8 protein-coding genes are annotated in these 17,748 nt (G+C 68.8%); 5 read left to right on the plus strand and 3 right to left on the minus strand.

The window, feature by feature from the left end; all coding sequences use genetic code 11:
- Positions 1-127: 127 nt before the first annotated feature.
- From rpoB to panB, 5 genes are all read left to right on the plus strand, one after another.
- Entirely contained in the window at positions 128-4,255 is a 4,128-nt protein-coding gene (gene rpoB / locus POL67_RS07755) for a DNA-directed RNA polymerase subunit beta (RefSeq protein WP_271916453.1), read from the plus strand.
- A gap of 6 nt (positions 4,256-4,261) precedes the next feature.
- Positions 4,262-8,593, plus strand: coding sequence for a DNA-directed RNA polymerase subunit beta' (gene rpoC / locus POL67_RS07760; RefSeq protein ID WP_271916454.1), 4,332 nt, complete (start codon positions 4,262-4,264; stop codon positions 8,591-8,593).
- A 198-nt stretch (positions 8,594-8,791) separates the two neighbouring features.
- Positions 8,792-10,969: a DUF4388 domain-containing protein gene (locus POL67_RS07765; protein WP_271916455.1), complete on the plus strand. Its 2,178-nt coding sequence runs from the start codon at positions 8,792-8,794 to the stop codon at positions 10,967-10,969.
- Positions 10,970-11,130: 161 nt separating this feature from the next.
- The gene (locus POL67_RS07770; RefSeq protein WP_271916456.1) at positions 11,131-12,507 is read left to right on the plus strand and encodes a DUF2330 domain-containing protein; all 1,377 of its coding nucleotides are present in this window, start codon (positions 11,131-11,133) and stop codon (positions 12,505-12,507) included.
- Positions 12,508-12,732: 225 nt separating this feature from the next.
- Positions 12,733-13,668, plus strand: a complete 936-nt coding sequence (gene panB / locus POL67_RS07775; protein WP_271916457.1) for a 3-methyl-2-oxobutanoate hydroxymethyltransferase — start codon at positions 12,733-12,735, stop codon at positions 13,666-13,668.
- Positions 13,669-13,716: 48 nt separating this feature from the next.
- Here the strand turns inward: panB and POL67_RS07780 are convergent, their stop codons facing one another.
- The 3 genes from POL67_RS07780 to POL67_RS07790 are packed head-to-tail and all read right to left on the minus strand — an operon-like array spanning position 13,717 to position 17,735.
- On the minus strand, positions 13,717-14,727 hold the full coding sequence (locus tag POL67_RS07780; RefSeq protein ID WP_271916458.1) for a hypothetical protein: 1,011 nt from the start codon (positions 14,725-14,727) through the stop codon (positions 13,717-13,719).
- Positions 14,728-14,769: 42 nt separating this feature from the next.
- The gene (locus POL67_RS07785; protein ID WP_271916460.1) at positions 14,770-16,803 is read right to left on the minus strand and encodes a vWA domain-containing protein; all 2,034 of its coding nucleotides are present in this window, start codon (positions 16,801-16,803) and stop codon (positions 14,770-14,772) included.
- The gene (locus POL67_RS07790) at positions 16,800-17,735 is read right to left on the minus strand and encodes a DUF58 domain-containing protein (protein WP_271916461.1); all 936 of its coding nucleotides are present in this window, start codon (positions 17,733-17,735) and stop codon (positions 16,800-16,802) included. The genes POL67_RS07785 and POL67_RS07790 overlap by 4 nt, the downstream gene beginning before the upstream one ends.
- Positions 17,736-17,748 lie beyond the last annotated feature (13 nt).

Genomic DNA, 17,748 nt, shown 5'->3' on the forward strand with positions numbered 1-17,748 from the left:
TAGCGCAGCCGAGTTTGTCCGTCGCCGGGACCTTTGATGGCTGTTTCGTAGCTTCGAGGCTGATGCTCGGTTCGTGGAGCGCGCGGGGATCGAGCCCTGTGCACCCGTAGGAGCCGGAGGAATATCGATGCCGTCGGTCGTCCAATCCAACTTCCGCATCCGTAAGAATCTGGGGCGCGTTCGTCGCATCATCGACGTTCCGAACCTGATCGACATCCAGAAGTCCAGCTACGACAAGTTCCTCCAGATGAACGTCCCGCCGCACGAGCGGGAGGAAGTCGGGCTCCAGGCGGTCTTCCGCTCGGTGTTCCCCATCAAGGACTTCAACGGGACGAGCGAGCTCGTCTTCGTTTCGTACAACCTCGAGCCGCCGAAGTACGACGTCGAGGAGTGCCGCCAGCGAGGCATGACCTACGCGGCGCCGATCAAGGTCACCAACCAGCTCATGATCTACGACACCCGTGACGGCGGCGAGCGCATCGTCCGGGATATCAAGGAGCAGGAGGTGTACTTCGGCGAGCTGCCGCTGATGACCGAGACGGGCACGTTCATCATCAACGGCACCGAGCGCGTGGTCGTGAGCCAGCTCCACCGCTCGCCCGGCGTGTTCTTCGATCACGACAAGGGCAAGACGCACTCGAGCGGCAAGCTGCTCTACTCGGCGCGCGTCATCCCGTACCGCGGCTCGTGGCTCGATTTCGAGTTCGATCCGAAGGACATCATCTACGTGCGCATCGACCGTCGTCGGAAGATGCACGCGACCGTCCTTCTGCGCGCGCTCGGCTACTCGACGCAGGACCTCCTGAACTACTTCTACTCGACGGAGACCGTCTACCTCGAGAAGGGCGGCAAGTACGCGAAGAGCATCGAGTACGACCTCCTCGCGGGTCAGCGCGCGACGCGTGACATCAAGATCAAGGAAGATGTCATCGTCAAGAAGAACACGAAGTTCACGCGCGCCGCGATTCGCAAGATGAAGGAGGCGAAGCTCGAGCGCATGCAGGTCGAGACCGAGGAGCTCGTCGGCAAGGTCGCGGCGCACGACGTCGTTGACCCGGAGACGGGCGAGGTCATCGTCGAGGTGAACGAGGAGCTCACGGACGCCAAGCTCGAGCGCATCCGCGAGGCGAAGCTCGAGAGCTTCCGCATTCTCTTCATCGACGGCCTCAACGTCGGCTCGTACCTCCGCGACACGCTGCTCGCCGACAAGGTGAAGACGCAGGAGGACTCGATCCTCGAGATCTACCGTCGTCTCCGCCCGGGTGACCCGCCCACGCTCGAGACGGCGAAGACGCTGTTCCACAACCTGTTCTTCAACCCGGAGCGGTACGACCTCTCGAAAGTCGGCCGGCTGAAGCTCAACTACAAGTTCTACCGGGATCTGCCGGAGGGCCAGCGTCCGAACCTCGATCTCACGGTGCTCACGCCGCAGGACATCCTGGAGACGGTCCGGCACCTCATCGAGCTCAAGAACGGCCGCGGCTCGGTCGACGACATCGACCATCTCGGCAACCGCCGCGTGCGCGCGGTCGGCGAGCTCATGGAGAACCAGTACCGGATCGGCCTGGTCCGCATGGAGCGCGCGATCAAGGAGCGCATGAGCATGTCGCAGGAGATCGACACGCTCATGCCGCACGACCTGATCAACGCGAAGCCCGTCTCCGCGGTGGTCAAGGAGTACTTCGGGAGCTCGCAGCTCTCGCAGTTCATGGACCAGACGAACCCGCTCTCCGAGGTCACGCACAAGCGGCGCTTGTCCGCTCTCGGTCCGGGCGGTCTCACCCGCGAGCGCGCGGGCTTCGAGGTGCGCGACGTCCACGCGACGCACTACGGCCGCATTTGCCCGATCGAGACGCCGGAAGGCCCGAACATCGGCCTCATCGCGTCGCTCTCGACGTTCGCCCGCGTGAACGAGTTCGGCTTCGTCGAGACCCCGTATCGCAAGGTGACGGAGAGCACGGTAACCGACGAGGTGACCTGGCTCAGCGCGCTCGAGGAAGAGGGCAAGTACATCGCGCAGGCGACGGCCGCGCTCGACGATGGTCGCAAGTTCCGCGAGAACGTGGTCTCGGCGCGTCTCAACGGCGATTTCAAGATCGTCGCGTCGGACATGATCGAGCTCATGGACATCGCGCCGAACCAGATGGTGAGCGTCGCGGCCGCGCTCGTGCCGTTCCTCGAGCACGACGACGCGAACCGCGCGCTCATGGGCGCGAACATGCAGCGCCAGGCGGTGCCGCTCATCAAGAGCGAGGCGCCGCTCGTCGGCACGGGCATGGAGAACCGGCTCGCGCGTGACTCGGGCGTGTGCGTCGTGGCGCGTCGTCCGGGCATCGTGGAGAGCGTCGACGCGACGCGCATCGTGGTGCGCGCAGCGGGCGAAGGCGCCGAGGTGCCGGACATCTACCACCTCATGAAGTACCAGCGCTCGAACCAGTCGACCTGCTACACGCAGAAGCCGATCGTGCGCACGGGCGATGTGGTGAAGGCGGGCGACGTGCTCGCGGACGGCCCGTCGACGGACATGGGCGAGCTCGCGCTGGGGCAGAACGTGCTCGTCGCGTTCATGCCGTGGCAGGGCTACAACTTCGAGGACTCGATCCTGGTCTCGGAGCGCATCGCGAAGGACGACGTGTTCACCTCGATCCACATCGAGGAGTTCGAGTGCGTCGCGCGCGACACGAAGCTCGGCAAGGAAGAGATCACGCGTGACATCCCGAATGTCGGCGAGGAGGCCCTGAAGGACCTCGACGACTCGGGCATCGTGCGGATTGGCGCCGAGGTTCGTCCGGGCGACATCCTCGTCGGCAAGATCACGCCGAAGGGCGAGACGCAGCTTTCTCCCGAGGAGAAGCTGCTCCGCGCGATCTTCGGCGAGAAGGCCGGTGACGTGCGCGACAGCTCGCTCAAGGTCCCGCCGGGCGTGAGCGGCATCGTGATCAACGCGCGCGTCTTCTCGCGCAAGGGCACGGAGAAGGACGACCGCGCGCGGGACATCGAAGATCAGGAGCGCGCTCGGATCGAGCGCACGCGCGACGAGGAGATCAAGATCCTGCGCGACTCGTTCTATCGCCGGGTCCGCGAGATCCTGGTCGGCAAGACGACGAACGGGAAGCTCGTCGACGACAAGGGCAAGGTCCTGCTCCAGAAGGGCGACGAGATCACCGAGGCGGCCCTCGCCGAGATCCCGCGCCGTTACTGGGGCGAGATCCCGGTGGAGGAGACGGACCGGATCCAGAACATCCTGCGGGATCTGGAGGACCTCGTCCGTACGCGCGAGGAGCACTTCCGCGACAAGATCGAGCGCCTGTCGAAGGGCGACGAGCTGCCGCCGGGCGTGATCAAGATGGTGAAGGTCTACATCGCCATCAAGCGCAAGCTCCAGGTCGGCGACAAGATGGCAGGCCGCCACGGCAATAAGGGCGTCATCAGCCGGATTCTTCCGGAGGAGGACATGCCCTACCTGCAGGACGGCCGGCCGGTGGACATCGTGCTGAACCCGCTCGGCGTGCCGAGCCGCATGAACGTCGGTCAGATCCTGGAGATTCACCTCGGCTGGGGCGCCTACGAGCTCGGCCGGCAGATCCAGCAGATGATCGAGGATCAAAAGGCGGGCGCCGAGATCCGCAATCGTCTGGCCGAGGTGTACGCCAACGACGAAGAGAGCTCGGCGATCGTCGCGGCGATGGATGAGGGTGACGCGGTGCGAGCCGGGCGCAAAGTTCGTCACGGTGTGTTCGTCGCGTCGCCGGTGTTCGACGGCGCGAGCGAGGGGGACATCAAGGGCGCGCTCGCGCTCGCGGGTCTGCCGAGCTCGGGCCAGGCGATCCTGTTCGATGGTCGCACGGGCGAGGCGTTCGATCAGAACGTCACGGTGGGCATCATGTACATGCTGAAGCTTCACCACCTCGTGGACGACAAGATCCACGCCCGGTCGATCGGCCCCTACTCGCTCGTCACGCAGCAGCCGTTGGGCGGAAAGGCTCAGTTCGGCGGTCAGCGCCTCGGCGAGATGGAGGTGTGGGCGATGGAGGCCTACGGCGCGGCCTACGCGCTGCAGGAGTTCCTCACGGTGAAATCGGACGACGTCATGGGTCGTACGCGCATGTACGAGGCAATCGTCAAGGGCGAGTACACGCTGGAGGCCGGCCTGCCGGAGAGCTTCAACGTGCTCATCAAAGAGCTGCAATCGTTGTGTCTGAACGTCGAGCTGGTCGAGACGGGCCTCGAGGCCTCGGCCGCGGAAGAGGAGTGATGCCGAATGCGTGACATCTTCAGCTTCTTCGAGAAGCCCAAAGATCCGCTTTCGTTCAGCGCCATTCGGATCTCGCTCGCGAGCCCGGAGAAGATCCGGGAGTGGTCGCACGGCGAGGTGAAGAAGCCGGAGACCATCAACTACCGCACGTTCAAGCCGGAGCGGGATGGTCTCTTCTGCGCGAAGATCTTCGGGCCTGTGAAGGACTACGAGTGCAACTGCGGCAAGTACAAGCGCATGAAGCACCGTGGGATCGTGTGCGAGAAGTGCGGCGTCGAGGTCATCCAGTCGAAGGTTCGACGTGAGCGCCTCGGGCACATCTCGCTCGCGACGCCGGTCGCGCACATCTGGTTCCTGAAGAGCCTGCCGTCGCGCATCGGCAACATGCTCGACATCACGCTGAAGGATCTGGAGAAGGTCCTTTATTGCGAGGCGTACATCGTCATCGACCCGAAGGAGACGGGTCTGCAGCGCGGCGACCTCCTCAGCGAGGAGCGCTACCTGCAGATCATCGACGAGTACGGCGACGACAAGATCGCGGCGGGCATGGGCGGCGAGGCCGTGCTCGAGATGCTCAAGCAGGTCGACGTGCACGCGCTCGCCGAGCTGCTCCGCGAGGAGATGCGCAAGGCGACGAGCGAGGCGAAGCGCAAGAAGCTCGCGAAGCGCCTGAAGGTCGTCGAGGCGTTCCGGGAGAGCGGCAACCGGCCCGAGTGGATGATGCTCACGGTCATCCCCGTGCTGCCGCCCGACCTGCGTCCGCTCGTCCCGCTGGACGGTGGTCGGTTCGCGACGAGCGATCTGAACGACCTCTACCGACGCGTCATCAACCGCAACAACCGCCTGAAGCGGCTGCTCGAGCTCAACGCGCCCGAGATCATCATCCGCAACGAGCGGCGCATGCTCCAGGAGGCGGTCGACGCGCTCTTCGACAACGGCCGCCGCGGCAAGACGATCACGGGCCCGAACAAGCGGCCGCTGAAGAGCCTCAGCGACATGCTGAAGGGCAAGCAGGGTCGCTTCCGTCAGAACCTGCTCGGCAAGCGCGTCGACTACTCGGGTCGCTCGGTCATCGTCGTCGGCCCGACGCTGCGCCTGCACCAGTGCGGTCTGCCGAAGAAGATGGCGCTCGAGCTCTTCAAGCCGTTCATCTACAACAAGCTGGAAGAGCGCGGGTACGTCAACACCATCAAGAGCGCGAAGAAGATGGTGGAGAAGGAGCGTCCCGAGGTTTGGGACATCCTCGAAGAGGTCATCAGCGAGCATCCGGTGCTCCTGAACCGCGCGCCGACGCTCCACCGCCTGGGCATCCAGGCGTTCGAGCCGGTGCTCATCGAGGGCAAGGCGATCCAGCTCCACCCGCTCGTTTGCGCGGCGTTCAACGCCGACTTCGACGGCGACCAGATGGCGGTGCACGTGCCGCTCTCGATCGAGGCGCAGATGGAGGCGCGCGTGCTCATGATGAGCACGAACAACATCCTCTCGCCCGCGAACGGCAAGCCCATCATCAACCCGACGCAGGACATCGTGCTCGGGCTCTACTACGCCACGCGCGAGCGCAAGTTCGCGAAGGGCAGCTTCCGCGAGGGCAGCCTGCGCTTCGGCGCGGACGGCCAGGGCGCGGAGGGCTCGACGGCCGAGGGGTATCTGCGCGGCGTCTACGCCTCTCCCGAAGAGGTGCGCATGGCGTTCGACGCGGGCGAGGTCGTGCTGCACGCGGGCATCCGCGTGCGCGTGCCGCACATCGACGAGGACGGGAACCCCGTCCGCAACGAGCACGGCCAGATCAAGCGCCGCATCGTGCAGACGACCGTGGGCCGGGTCCTCATCTCCGAGGTCCTGCCGAAGGGCGTGAGCTTCGACTACGCGAACAAGACGCTCGACAAGAAGGCGCTCTCGGCCCTCATCGACGTCTGCTACCGCGTCCACCGCAACAAGGAGACCGTCCTCCTGGCGGACCGGCTCCGCACGCTTGGCTTCGACCACGCGATGCGCGCCGGTATCTCGATCTGCATGGATCACATGGTGATCCCGCCGGCGAAGAAGGACCTCCTCGAGGAGGCGCAGCGCGAGGTCGAGCGCGTCGTCGAACAGTACCAGGAAGGTCTGATCACGGACGGCGAGCGCTACAACAAGATCGTCGACATCTGGGCCGGCGTGGCGGACGCCGTCACGGCCAAGATGATGGATGGGATCGGCAAGGAGCGCGTCACCGATCCGGAGACGGGCAAGGAGAGCATCGAGCCGAGCTTCAACCCGATCTACATCATGGCGGACTCGGGCGCGCGCGGCTCGACCCAGCAGATCCGCCAGCTCGCCGCGATGCGTGGCCTCATGGCCAAGCCCTCGGGCGAGATCATCGAGACGCCCATCACGGCGAACTTCCGTGAAGGCCTCACCGTGCTGCAGTACTTCATCTCGACGCACGGCGCGCGTAAGGGCCTCGCGGATACGGCGCTCAAGACGGCGAACTCGGGTTACCTCACCCGGCGTCTCGTCGACGTCGCGCAGGACGCGGTCATCTCCGAGTACGATTGCGCCACGATCGACGGCATCCGCGTGACGAAGCTCGAGGAGGCCGGCGAGGTGATCCAGCCTCTCGGCGACCGCATCCTCGGCCGCGTCGTGCTCGAGGACGTGATCGACCCGCTCACGGGCGAGGTCCTCATCACGGCCAACACCGAGCTCGACGAGGCTTCCGTCAAGCGGATCGAGGACGCGGGCATCGAGGAGGTCGTGATCCGCTCGGTGCTCACCTGCCAGACGCGGCGGGGCGTTTGCGCGCTCTGCTACGGCCGCGACCTTGCGCGTGGCTACCGCGTCAACATCGGCGAGGCGGTCGGCATCATCGCCGCCCAGTCGATCGGTGAGCCCGGCACGCAGCTCACGATGCGCACGTTCCACATCGGTGGTACGGCGGCCCGCGGCAAGATCGAGGCGAGCTACCTCGAAGCCCGGACCGAGGGCACCGTGCGCCTGCGTCGCGCGAATGTGCAGCGCAAGAAGGACGGCACCATGGTGGTCATGAACCGCCATGGCGAGCTCGTCGTCGTCGACGAGACGGGCCGCGAGCGCGAGCATCACCGCCTGGTCTACGGCGCCAACATGAAGGTCGCCGACGGCCAGCGCGTGAAGCCGGGCGAGCTGCTCGCCGAGTGGGACCAGTTCGCGACGCCGATCCTCACCGAGGTCTCCGGCATCGTGAAGTACGGCGACCTCGTCGAGGGCGTCAGCGTCCAGGAGCGTGTCGACGAGGTCACGGGCCTGTCGCGCAAGGTCGTCATCGAGTCCAAGGCGGCGGACCTCCGCCCGCGGATCTCGCTGAAGGACCCGAACTCGAACGCCACCTTGAAGCTCCCGAACAGCGAGCTCGAGGCGCGTTACCTCCTGCCGGTCGGCGCGCACATCGTCGCCCAGCAGGACGACATGATCGAGGCCGGTGACATCATCGCCAAGATCCCGCGCGACACGACGAAGGTGCAGGACATCACCGGTGGTCTGCCCCGCGTCGCCGAGCTCTTCGAGGCCCGCAAGCCGAAGGATCACGCCATCATCACCGAGATCGATGGCGAGGTCTCCTTCGGCAAGGACACGAAGGGCAAGCGCAAGGTGATCATCACGCCGTTTGGCGCGGACGGGCACCCGCTCCCGGATCAGGCGCGCGAGTACCTGATCCCCAAGGGCAAGCACATCCAGGTGCAGCCGGGCGATCGCGTGCGCGCGGGCGACCCGCTCCAGGACGGCCCGCCGAACCCGCACGACATCTTGCGCGTGAAGGGCGAGAAGGAGCTCGCGGCCTGGCTCGTGAACGAGATCCAGCAGGTCTACCGCCTGCAGGGTGTCGGTATCAACGACAAGCACATCGAGGTCATCGTGCGGCAGATGCTCCGGCGCGTTCGCGTCAAGGACGTCGGCGACACGAACTTCCTCGTGGACGAGCAGGTCGAGAAGCACCTGTTCGAGCGCGAGAACGAGCGGGTGCTCGAGCGTGGCGGACGTCCCGCCATCGCCGAGCCGCTGCTCCTCGGCATCACCAAGGCGAGCCTCTCGACCGAGTCGTTCATCAGCGCCTCGTCGTTCCAGGAGACGACCAAGGTGCTCACCGAGGCGGCGATCAGCGGCAAGGTGGACGATCTCCGCGGCCTCAAGGAGAACGTCATCATGGGCCGCCTGATCCCGGCCGGGACGGGCCTGCCCGCCTACAAGCGGCTCCAGGTCATCGTCGAGGGCGAGCAGCCGGTGCGTGAGCGCGCGCCGGCGGCCGAGCCCCCGGCGCCGGCCATGGCGCCGCCGCGTCCTCGCCCCGAGGAGACGCTCACGGCCGTCAACGAGGAGTGAGGTGCAGGGGAGGGGGGTCGTCGTCGCCGACGGCCTCCTGACCCCTTCGATGCACGCCCGCCCTGTCTTCAGGCGCGGGCGTGTGTTTTTTGTTCGGCCAGGTACGCGCCGTCCCGTGCTGATCCGCCGGATGACTGCTGTTTCGGCGGGTCTTGGGATACCCCGTCCTTGCGGACATGTACTATCTCTGCACTCGCGATGTCCGTGCACGGCACCAACCAGCGTGTCGCTGATCGCCTGCTCTCCGAGGGCCGGATCGGGGCCGAAGAGCATCGGCGCGCCGTGGAGCACGCGAGCCGTCAGCGCGGCCGGATCGAGGACTCTCTCGTCGAGCTCGACATCATGCCCGAGGGAGATCTCCTCAAGTACGTCGCGACGCTGCACAACACGCGGTTCGTCTCGACCGAAAAGCTCGCGAAGGCCGCGATCGAGCCGCGCGTGCTCGGGCGCGTGCTGCCGAAGACCGCGAAGATGCACGGCGTCTTCCCGGTGCTGCTCGACGAGGCGAAGTCCGTGCTCTCGGTCGTCACCGCGGATCCCGACAACGACGCTGCGATCCACGAGGTGAAGCTCGCGGCGGGCGTGCGCGAGGTGCGCGCGCTCGTGGCCCGGCCGGCGGCGGTGCGCGCTGCGATCGCGCGGCACTACTTCAAGGATCCTTCGGCCTTCGAGGCGCTCCTCCGTCCGGTCACGACAAACGTCACGACCGGCGATTTCATCGACATCGACCTCGGCCCTGCGCCCGCGCGACCTGCGACGGGGCCCATCCCGACGCCTGCCGCTTCGCCGCGCAATACGGCCGTGCAAGCGCCGCCGCCGCCGCGCGGGCCGATGCCGACGTCTCCCTCGGCGACCGGACAAACCAGCCCGTCTGGCGCGCGCGAGCAGACGCAGCCTTCGCCGAACGCGGGCAGCACGCAGCCCTCGGCGAACGGCGGGCATGCGCCGAACGCGGCGAACGCGCAGACGTCGCCGACGGGAGGACACCCGCCGCCCCCGCAGGCGCGCTCGCTGACGGCGACCACGCCTTCGCCCACGCCGCCGCCTCCGCCCGTCCCGGTCCTCACGCCGATCGAGACCCACGAGTACATCGAGACGCTCAACGTCCTCGTGAGCTTGCTCGAAGCGAACCGCCAGGATCTTCGCGGCCACTCGGCCGTCGTCGCGCGCCTCTGCCGCCGCACGTGCGAGCGCATCGGCCTCGCGCCTGCCCACGTCGCGGCGTTCGTCGTCGCGGCCTACCTGCACGATCTCGGCAAGATGGGCGCGTATCACCTCACCGCGCTGAACGTCGCGGAGTACGAGGGCCACCGCGTCGCGGGCCTCAAGGCCGTCGCGCTCCCGGCGCAGCTCATGGGATCGGTCGGCTTGCCCGCGGAGACCGTGGCTGCGCTTCAGGCCATGTACGAGCGGTACGACGGCCGCGGCTTGCCGCATGGCCTCGCGGGCAAGGAGATCCCGCTTGGCGCGCGGATCCTCGCCGTCGCGGACACCTACGCCGACCTCACGCAGAACCCGCGCAACCCGTTCCGCAAGATCCTCCGCCCGGCCGAGGCGTGTGACGTGCTCGCTGGGTATCGCGGCACCGTCTTCGATCCGAACATCGTCGACCTCTTCCGGCACGAGGTCACGGGCGACGACATGCGCGCGCGGCTTTTGTCCGAGCGGTACACCGTGCTCGTCATCGATCCGGATCCCGAGGAGACCACGGTGCTCGAACTCCGGCTCATCGAGCAGGGCTTCGAGGTGCGCGTCGCGCGGACCGTGGCGCAGGCGTGGCGCGAGCTCGAGGGCGGCGAGATCGCGGCCGTCGTCAGCGAGATCGACCTCGAAGAGCCGGAGATGGGCCTCGCGCTTCGTGCCGATGCGCAGAAGGAATCGTGGGGACGCGAGATCACGTGGGTGATCCTCACGCGCAAGAACGACCGCCACAGCGCGCAGAAGGCCTTTGATCTCGGCGTCGACGATTTCGTCGCGAAGCCGACGTCCGCGGACATCTTTGCCGCGAAGTTACGTCAGCTCGTGGAGCGCCGCGTCGCGCGTGGCGGCGGGCGTGGCGTGGCGGGATCGCTCGCGGAGATGAGCATTCCGGACATGGTCCAGGTCCTCTGGCATGGCCGCAAGACGTGCGCGCTCCGGATCCAGACGGGCAAGAGCACGGGCGAGATCCACTTCGCCGAGGGGCAGATCGTGGACGCGCGCTGGGAGCAGGTCTTCGGTGAAGAAGCCTTCTACCGGATGCTCGCGCTGCACGAGGGCGAGTTCCGGCTCGAACCGGGCGTCGAGCCCTCGGGCCGCACGATCGCCGTCTCGCCCGAGGCGCTCTTGCTCGAAGGCATGCGCCGCCTCGACGAGGGCATGCTCCACGCTCCGTAACGGGCGTTCCATCTCCGAGCTCGTTCTCGTGTTCTCCCGCCATCACCCGATCCGGGCGCGTGGCGACGCGTAGAATCGAGGAACCACGCGCTTTCATGGGGTCGCGCGTGGCGAAGCATCCTCGCTCGGCGCTGCCGGGCACTTGCCCTCGGAGAACCGCGATGAAGCTCCTTCGCGCCCTCGCCTTGTCGTTGCCTTTCCTCGTGGTGCCCGCCCTGTACGCGACCGATTCGAATGCGTGCGGCGGCTGTTTCATCAGCCAGCAGGAAACCACGCAGGTCACGGGCCACCGCATGGTCCTTTCGATCTCGAACGATCGCACGACCCTTTGGGATCAAATTACCTACGCGGGTGATCCCGCCTCGTTCGCCTGGCTCTTGCCGATCAAGGGGCAGGTCGACATCGGACTCTCGTCCGACGCCGTCTTCAACGCGCTCGAACAGGGCACCCAGGTCTCGGTCCTCTCGCCCTCGATCAACTGCCTCCCGTCGGACTGCGTGGGCGCGCCGAACGCTGGCGGGGACGGCAGCGGCGGCACCGGCGGCGGGACTGGGGGCGTCGAGGTCATCGCCGAGGAGGTCGTCGGCCCGTACGCGACCGTGCAGCTCTCGTCGCAGGATCCCAATGCGCTCGCGAACTGGCTGCTCACGAACGGCTACAACATCCCGCCCGACATCAAGCCGATCGTCGACGCGTACGTGAACGAGGGCTTCGACTTCCTGGCCCTCAAGCTCGTGCCCGGCCAGGGCATCAACTCGATGCGCCCCGTGCGTGTCACCTCGCTGGGCGCGCTCCCGGTCCTGCCGCTGCGCATGGTCGCCGCGGGCACGGGCGCGATCACGCCGATCACGTTGTGGGTCCTCGCCGAGGGCCGCTACGAGCCGACGAACTTCCCGAGCTTCCAGATCAAGGCCGCGGATCTCGTGTGGAACTGGGACACGCAGTCGAGCAACTACAAGGACATCAAGCAGCAGAGCTTCGACGCGTCGGGCGGCAAGGCGTGGCTCGTCGAGGCGGGCGAGCCGCTCTCGCGGTACTGGATCGAGGACAGCCTGAAGTACACGGCCGAGTTCGACCCGGAAAACAGCGGCTACGGCGGCGATCCGATGGGCCCGAGCGCGCTCGACGAGTGCATCGAGGACCTCGACGCGCTCTTCGGCTCGATCCCCGAGAACAGCCTCTGGGTGACCCGCATCCACGCCGAGCTCTCGCGGGCGGCGCTCGCGGCTGACCTCACGCTGGGCGCGTCGAACGACCAGTCGTACGTCGAGCGATGGCTCCAGGTCTCGAACGCCGTGGGCACGCCGCCCGCGTGCCCGCCGCCGCCGGACTGGTGCGTCGACCCGGGCACCGAGCCGGGCACCGACCCCGACCTGAACCCCTGGGACAACGGCTTCGGCGTGGGCAACGACGACCCGAACCTGGGCCAGGGCAGCGGGAGCTGCGCTGTCGGCGGCGCGGCGAGCATGCCCGCGGCGCTCGGGCTCCTCGGCGGCGCGATGCTCCTGTCCGTCGCGCGTCGCCGTCGACGTCGTTAGTCCCGAGGGGAACGCCTCGCGTCCCCCTCTCGTCCGGGCAAAGCCCGGCCGATTCACCCCCTAGAGGCGAGCTCGCTTCGCGACCTCGTGTGGTTTTCCTGGTCGTCTTCCACCGCCGCCCGCGCGATTTTTTCGCGGATCACGCGTCTTGTCGTTTCGTTCGGGTCGCCCTAGCCTCTTTTGCAGGCGTGGACCGCGACCCAGCGGCCGCGACCCGGAGGAAACATGTACGGTCCCAAAGGTCAGAGCAGCGGCGCTGGTCGTCCGCCTGCAGCCCCGAAGAAGGTCACCGTTCCGGACATTCGCGCACGGAAGGCAAGTGGGCCGCCGATCGCGATGGTGACGGCCTACGACTTCACGATGGCGCGCCTCCTCGACGAGGGCGGCGCGGACATGCTGCTCGTCGGTGATTCGCTCGGCATGGTCGTGCAAGGGCACCCGACGACGTTGCCCGTGACGGTCGAGGAGATCTGCTACCACGGCCGCGCGGTCGCGCGCGGGGCGCGGCGGGCGCACGTGGTCGGGGACATGCCGTTCATGAGCTTCCAGGTCTCGTCCATGCAGGCCCTGGAGAACGCGGGCCGCATGATGAAGGACGGCGCGTTCGAGAGCGTGAAGCTCGAAGGCGGCGAGGAGATCGCCGAGCACGTGCGCCGCATCGTCGCGGCGGGCATCCCGGTGTGCGGGCACATCGGGCTCACGCCGCAGTCCGTGCACGCGATGGGCGGCTTCAAGGTGCAGGGCAAGGGCGAAGAGAACGCGGCGCGGCTCGTGCGCGACGCGCAGGCGCTCGACGAGGCCGGCGCCTACGCGATCGTGCTCGAAGCGATCCCGCCGGATCTCGCGGAGGAGATCACGGCGGCCGTGTCGGTCCCGACGATCGGCATCGGCGCGGGCGCGGGGTGTGATGGGCAGGTGCTCGTCTGTTACGACATGCTCGGCATGTACCCGGATCTGCGCCCGCGCTTCGCGAAGCGCTTCTCCGAGGTGGGCGAGCAGATCATGGCGGCGACGCGGGCGTACGTGGACGAGGTGCAAGCGCGCACGTTCCCGGGCGCCGAGCACAGCTTCAAGCCGAACGGCCCGCGCCGCATCACGCCGCCGGCCGAGCCTGCGGCGGCGGCGCTGGAAGAGATTCCTCCGCACTGGCAGACGCATTGAGGTTGGGTCGCGAGGGCGGGCCTGCGCGCCCGCCCCGCGCGTCCGGCATCAATTGCAGTTGATGCCGCAGACCAACCCGACCTCGTCCACGCAGATCCCGTCCCAGTTCTGCTCGCAGCAATAAGGATCGGCCTTGCAGACGGCCGCGGCGCACGGGTTGCACGTCGGATCCAGCTTGGGGCCCGACTGGCAGATCGAGTGCGCGCAGTTGCAGCTCACGCCGCACTTCATCGTGGCTGCGGCCACGCAGGCCTCATTCCAGCCTGTCGTGCAGCACTCCGGTTGATCCATGCACACCGACGTGATGCATGGATCCGCGCCGCAGAGCGTGTCCGCGAGGTAGGCGCAGGCTCCGTTCCACGGCGAGCCCGAGTTCATGCCGCAGCAGTTCGCGTCCTGCATGCACACCTCGTCCACGCACGACGCGCGGCAGACGTTCGGATCGAGGGCCGCGCCCGTGCCGCAGACCGAGTGCGGGCACTCCGCGCAGGGCCCGCAGTCCTGGGGGCACGTGGTGCAGTTGTCGCCGCTGTTGCACACGCCGTCGCCGCAGAAGCAGGCGCCGCAGTCGTTCGGGCACGAGCTGCACGTCTCGCCGTTGCACTCGCCGTTGCCGCAGCAGCCCGCGTTGCAGAGCTGATCGGCGAGCTGCACGCAGTTCTCGCCCCAGAAGTTCTCGCAACACGCGGCGCCGTTCTGCGACGCGCAGACCTGCGTGACGCAGGAATTGCAGCCCGCCGTGAGCGGATTCCCGACGGTGCAGACGGCGTGCTGGCAGCTATCGCCGCCGCCGGACGAGGACGACGAGGCGGACGAGGACGACGACGACGACGACGACGACGACGACGACGACGCGCTGGAGCTCGATGCGCTCGACGAGGAAGCCGTGCTTCCGGACGAGGACGACGACGCGTTCATGCCGCCCATGCCGCCGCTTCCTCCCGCGCCGCCTTCACCACCTGCACCTGGGTTGCTTGGCGAGCCGAAGAGGTCCCTGCCGTCGGCGGTACACCCAGCCGCGGCGAGCGCGGCGATTGCGAGCAAGCATGTGAATCGCATGTCCCCACTCCTCCGAAGCAAGGAGCGCGATGCTACCGCGGTTCAGGCTGGCGTGGACGCCGAACCCTCGCGCTTTTGCCCCACCGCGCGCAGGAACAGCTCCAGCACGGCGAGGACGAGCAGCCCGAGCGCAACATAAGGCGACGCGTCAATCGAGGGCACGACCCCGCCGAGCTCCTCGGCGCGCGCCGCGTCGATCACGCGCCGCGGCCGCAGATCGATCTCGCGCTCCGGCACGGTCGCGACCCGCACCGCGCGCTCGCCGTCGAGCCGCACCTCGTACCGGCCCTGCAGCGGCGCCACGGCGCGACGGCGGCCGTCCTGCTCCACGACCGGGATCGGCCGCCGCGCCTCGCCCGCGCGCACCGGCAATCGCTCGATGGCCACGTCCTTGAACCCGTCGAACGTGAACGCGTCGCCCACGTCGATCTGCCGCGCCCCGCCCCGCGCTCGCGCCGTGCCCACGAACCGGTCCAGCAGCGCCAGGAAGGCCGGCCGGAGCACGAAATCGCTCTCGTCCACGGTGAGCGGCAGCGAGAGCGCGAAGACGGCGCCCCGGCCGAGCGAGCGGCGCAGCAGCAGCGGCGCGCCGTCGTCCCAGCGCGCGAGCACGTCCGCGTTCGTCGCGGCGGCCGGATCGAAGGACGCGCGCCCATCGGGCGAGAGCTTCGCCAGGCCTTCCGCGCTCGGGCCGAAAAACACCGCGCTCGTGGCATCGGCGCCCTGCGACGGGCTCGGCCCCCAGCGCACCACGCCCGGCATGAGCGGGTCGAACCCTGCGCCGAGCGGGGCCGTCGCCGCGCGCGGCCCGAACGTCAAGAGCAGCACGCCCCCGCGCTCCACCCACGCGGCGAGCGAACGCCGCCCTTCCGGCGTGAAGCCCGGCACGTCGTCCACGATGAGCCCCGCGAACGCCGCGAGCTCGTCCGCGTGGTCCGGCACCGCGGGCAGGGGACGCACCTCCGCGTCGAGGTGCATCGCCGCGAGCGCCTGCTCGATCGGCGGCGGCCCGCCTGTCGCCACGTGGGTCGAGGCCACGTCCACCACGACCGCGATCGGCAGCGCTCCGCCGGCCGGCACGACCGGCGCCTCGTCGTCCTCCAGGATCGCGTCGCCCGGCGTCAGCCCGACCGTCAGCTCCTCCGGCGCGCCTTCCGGCACGTCGAGCGCGACCTCCTCGGCGCGGACCGCGGCCCCGAGCGGCGCCGACGTCAGCACCTTGCCCCCGGCGCGCAGCTCCACCGCCCGACCTGCCGAGGCCGAGATCCCCGCCGCGCCCTCGCCCGCCGCCCGCGTGTCGGGGCTGCACACGACACGCGCCCGCACCTTGCCCGCGCGCAGATCCGCCCGCGTCACCGCGCAATCGCTGCCCGAGGCCACGAGCTCCGGCAGCGGCGCCCAGAGCGTCGTATCCGAGCCGCCGCCGAGGGGCAGCGCGTTCGGCGCCCCGTCCGCGAGATCGCTCAGCAGCACCACGCGCCGATCGGCGTGCGGCACGCTGCGCAAAAGCTCCCGCGCCAGGGCCAGCGCGCCTTCCAGATCGGTCGCGCGATCGGACGGCTCGATCCCCTCGAGCGCGCCCGTCACGGCCGCCATGTTCGTCGTCGACGCGAGTGCCACCCGCGCGGGCGCGCCCCCGAGGACCACGGCCACCGCATCGCCGCTGCGCAAACCCGTCGTGAGCTCGCGCGCCGACGCGAGTGCCCGCTCGAACTTCGTCCGTTTCCCCGGCCCGCCTGCCCCGCCTTCCAGCGGCGCGCGCATGCTCAGCGAATCGTCGATCACGATCGCGAGCGCCACCGACGCCCCGTCCCTCCGCGCTAGCCCGAGCCGTGAGCACCGCACGAACGGCGTCGCGCCGAGCACCGCGAGCATCAGCACGCTGAGCGCCCGCACCACGAAGAGCGAGCGATCCTCCAGCATGCTCCGCCGCCGGGCCATCGGCTTCGTCGCCGGCACGAGCTTCGCGGGCGGGAAGGGTTGCTCCTCGGCTTGCCTTCGCCGGAGCAGGTGCGCCGCGACCGGCGCGCCGACGAGGAGCGCCACGAGCAGCGCGGCGATCGTCGCGAAGCTCATGCGCGCGCCTCGGCCACGGCGCGCACCACCTCGCGCACCACGTCGGCGGGAGGCTTGTCCGTCGTTGCCTCGACCCAGCGACCGCCCCGCGCGGACAGCTCCTTCGACCAGTGCTCGGCGATCCCCGCGATCCGCTCGCGATACACCGCGCGCACCTCCTCGGCGTCCGTCTCGACGACCACGTCGCCCTCGCTCGCGCGGAGCCGCACGTGCCCGGAGAAGCCGAGATCTGCCTCGTTGGGATCGAGCACCCGCACCGCGACGAGCGAGCGCCCGCCGGCCCCGAGCGCCGTGAACGCCGAGAGCGCCCGCTCCGGCAGGTCCACGAAATCGCTCACCAGCACGATCACCGCGCCGCGCCGCGCGCGCCGCGCCACGGGGGCGAGGGCGCGCTCCATGGCCGCCTCGTCCGCGCTCGCGTCGCCTGCCGCCGCGGCCCCTTCGAGCGCCCCTGCGACCCGGTCGAACGCCTCGCGCCCGCTCGACGCCGGCAGCGGCATGGTCCCCCGCCCGCCGATCCACGCGAGCCCCACGGGATCCCCCGTCGACAGCGCCACGCGCGCCAGCGCTGCGGCCACGAGCGCCCCGTAGGCGAGCTTCGCGCCCGGGGCCCGGCTGCTCCGGTAGGCCATCGACGCCGTCGCGTCCACGCACAGCCAGAGCGCGCGATCCGTCTCCGTCTCGAACTCGCGCACCATCATCCGGTCGTGCCGCAGCAGCGCGCGCCGGTCGAAGAACCGGAGATCGTCGCCGGGCACGTAAGGCCGGTGCCCGCCGAACTCCACGCCTGGCCCTTTGCGCACGCTCCGGTGCCCGCCGGCGTAGACGCCTTCGGCCAGCGTTCGGGCCCGCAGGCGCAGCGGCGCGAGGCTACCCCAGTCGATGGGGATCCCGTCCGTTCCGGAGCGCTGCGAGGGGCGAAGCTCGGCCATGAGGGGATCGATG

It is taken from the genome of Polyangium mundeleinium (assembly GCF_028369105.1).
Lineage (GTDB): Bacteria > Myxococcota_A > Polyangia > Polyangiales > Polyangiaceae > Polyangium > Polyangium mundeleinium.